Origin of the sequence: Actinosynnema sp. NPDC023658 (genome assembly GCF_040639995.1) — a bacterium.
GTDB lineage: Bacteria > Actinomycetota > Actinomycetes > Mycobacteriales > Pseudonocardiaceae > Actinosynnema.
This window is the reverse complement of record NZ_JBFAAX010000682.1, coordinates 1-3,109: the sequence shown is the minus strand read 5'-3', so window position 1 is coordinate 3,109 and position 3,109 is coordinate 1. Positions and strand designations below refer to the sequence as shown.

Below are 3,109 nucleotides of genomic sequence, written 5' to 3'. Positions count from 1 at the left end.
CAACACCTCGCGGGTGTCGAAGTACCGGTCCTTGATCGGGAGGATCCCGTTGGGCATCAGGGGGATACCGGTGGTCATCCCGCTGGTGTCGGCCGGTGGCGAGCCGCTGGATGGTCTACTCCACATCCGGCGATGGGGTGACGGTGCGCGGTTGACACGAACCTGTCCGGTCGGCGGTGTTGACGCCGCGCCGCGGCTGATCCCAGCCTGCAACGTGAGAGCGTTCCCACGGAGGGCGTTCCCGCCGCTGCCGGTCGTCCTGTCGAGGAGGTCCTGTGCCGAACATCGTCGTTCTGGGATCCCTGCTGCTGTCCCTCGTGGTGGTCCCGACCGCCGCACCACCGGAACCGGCCGCGCCGCCTACCGCGTGCGACGGCTACTGCGACGACCGCGACCCCGCGTTGCCGCCCGGCGCGCAGCGGTCCGCCACCCGGCCGTCCGCGACCGCACCGCCGACCACCCTGGCCACGATCTGCAACAAGTACTGCGACGCCCGCGACCCGGCGCTGGCGGCGGGGGAGCGGGTCGCGCAGGTCGTGCCCGCGGGCACGCGGCAGGTGTCGCTGCGCTTCGACGGCTCCGAGACGATGGGCTGGGCGGTGATCGCCGGCGGGGGCCAGGGCGACGCGGTGTGGCTGGACCGCTCGTTCGACGCGGGCGTGACGTGGGAGCCGAAGGTCGGCGCGACCACCGTCCCGGCCGGCTACGGCGGCTGGCGCACGCTCATGCACAACGTGGACGACTGGGCGAACCTCGGCGTCGGGCTGCTGCGCGCCTGCGGTCAGCCCGCCGGGTCCGCGGCCATCGCCTGCACGAGCTGGTACCGCACCACCTGGAACGCCGGTGACCGCCGCACCGCCGCGGCCACCGCCCTGATGGAGCGCTACGACCGCGGCACGGGCCTGTTCGCGACCACCGGCTGGTGGAACTCGGCCAACGCGCTGACCGCGATCATCGACAACGCGCGGGTGAGCGGCATGGGCTCCTATCGCTACGCCATCGCCCGCACCTACGACCTCAACCGCTCCGCGTGGCAGGGCGACTTCATCAACGACTACAACGACGACGTCGCGTGGTGGGGCCTCGCGTGGCTCGCCGCCTACGACCTGACCGGCGAGCGCCGCTACCTCGACACCGCCCGCGCGGGCGCGGAGCACATCCACCGCTACTGGGACCAGGTGTGCGGCGGCGGCATCTGGTGGTCGTCGAGCCGGACCTACAAGAACGCCATCGCCAACTCGCTGTACGTCCAGCTCAACGCCGCCCTGCACAACCGGTTGCCCGGCGACGCGACCTACCTCCAGCGCGCCCGCGCCGGTTGGACGTGGTTCCAGGGCAGCGGCATGGTCAACGGCTCGAACCTGGTCAACGACGGCCTGGTCACCTCCACGTGCCGCAACAACGGTCAGACGCCGTGGAGCTACAACCAGGGCGTGCCGCTCGCCGCGTTGACCGAGCTGCACCGCGCGACCGGCGACCAGGCGTTCCTCACCCGGGCCCGCACCCTGGCCGACGCGTCGACCACCAGCGCCGCGCTCAACCCCGGCGGCATCCTGTTCGACAACGGCGGCGGTGGTGACGTGCCGTCGTTCAAGGGCGCGTACGTGCGCGGTCTCGGTCAGCTGAACGAGGTCCTGCCGGACCGCCCGTACACGGCCTACCTCAAGCGGCAGGCCGACTCGGCCCACACCCGCGACCGCTCGTCCGCCGACTCCTACGACCAGCCGTGGGCGGGGCCGTTCCAGCGCAGCGACGCGGCTCGCCAGCACAGCGCGGTGGACCTGATGAACGCCGCCCGCTGACCCGTCCGCCCACAACACCGGGGCGTCCGCCGCGGACCTGCCGGGCGGTGTCAGACCAGCTGCCCGGTCTGCTCCGTCGACGGATCACCGAGGCCGTCCAGCTGCGCCCGGACGCGCTTCGCGTCGGTGTCGCGACCCTGCTGCCGGTAGAGCTCGAACGCCTGGCACCAGACCGCGCGCGCTCTGGCGTGCCGGCCGAGGGCCAGGTGGGGGTGGCCGAGGTTGTCCAGCGTGTCGGCGGTGTGCGCGGTGTCGCCCAGGACACGGAACAGGGCGAGCGCTTCGCGGTAGTGGCGGATGGCCTCGGTGTGGTGGCCGCTGCGGTGGGCGATCCAGCCGAGGCTGTCCAGGGTGTTGGCCTCGGTGGTGGGGTGGTGGTGGCGGCGGTTCAGGGCGAGGGCCGCCCGGAGGTGGCCGCGGGCGGTGTCGTAGTCGCCCAGGCGGGCGGTGAACCAGCCGACCGCGGCGAGCATGTCGGCTTCCCGGACGGGCAGGTCGAGGTCGCGGTAGATCTCCAGGGCGCACCGGGCGTGCTCCAGGGACTGCCGGTCGTCGCCCTGCTGCTGCCAGGTCTGCGCCAGCACCCGGTGGATGCCGGCCTGGTGCGGGAGGGCGTTGTCCCGCACGGCGAGCGCGAGCGCTGTGCGCAGGTGTTCGAGCGCGTCCTGGTACCGGCCGCGCTGGGCCTGGGCGTGGGCGAGTTGCTGGTGGCCGACGATGCGGGTGGCGGGGTCGGACAGGTGCGTGGCGGCGTCGAGGGCAGCCTGCCACGCGGTGAGCCGGTTGCCGTGGTGCCCCCGCCGGTAGCGGAAGGTGTCCGTGCTCCACGCCAGGTGCCACACGACCGAGTGCCACTGGTGGGTGATGGCGGTGCGTTGAGCGGCGAGCAGGCAGAGGTGCTCGGCGTCGAACCAGGCCAGTGCCGCCGGGATGTCGGCCAGCGCGAGCGGGTGGACGTCGGGCGCCGGCGGGTCGTGGCGCAATGGGTGGTGTTGCGGTTCGAGGAGCTGGTCCGCGCAGTAGGCGGTGTGGACGTAGAAGTCGAGCACGCGCCGCAGCGCCGCCTCCCGCGCCTGGTGGGTGAGGATGTCGGTGGTCGTGGCGCAGGCGCGGACCAGGTCGTGCATCCGCCACCGGCCGCGGCCGTCGTGGTCGAGCAGCGACGCCTCCTCCAGCGCGTCCAGCAGCCGCCTGGTCCGGGACTCGGGCAGCCCCAGCAGGCCGGCGGCGGCGCGGCTGGTGCTCGACGCGCTCCGGCCGCTCACGCAGTGCGCGGCGGTGACCACCTTGTTGGCCTTGACCAGCGT

General features: G+C 73.1%; 2 protein-coding genes. One reads left to right on the top strand and one right to left on the bottom strand.

Translation table 11 applies throughout. The annotated features are described in order from the left end of the window. Window positions 1-275: 275 nt before the first annotated feature. Complete coding sequence (locus AB0G02_RS33100) at window positions 276-1,802, top strand: glycoside hydrolase family 76 protein (protein WP_360802153.1); 1,527 nt, start codon at window positions 276-278, stop codon at window positions 1,800-1,802. A 50-nt stretch (window positions 1,803-1,852) separates the two neighbouring features. Here AB0G02_RS33100 and AB0G02_RS33095 read toward each other — a convergent pair. Then, window positions 1,853-3,109, bottom strand: a 1,257-nt coding sequence (locus AB0G02_RS33095) for a tetratricopeptide repeat protein (RefSeq protein WP_360802150.1), incomplete at its 5' end; no start/stop codon positions are given.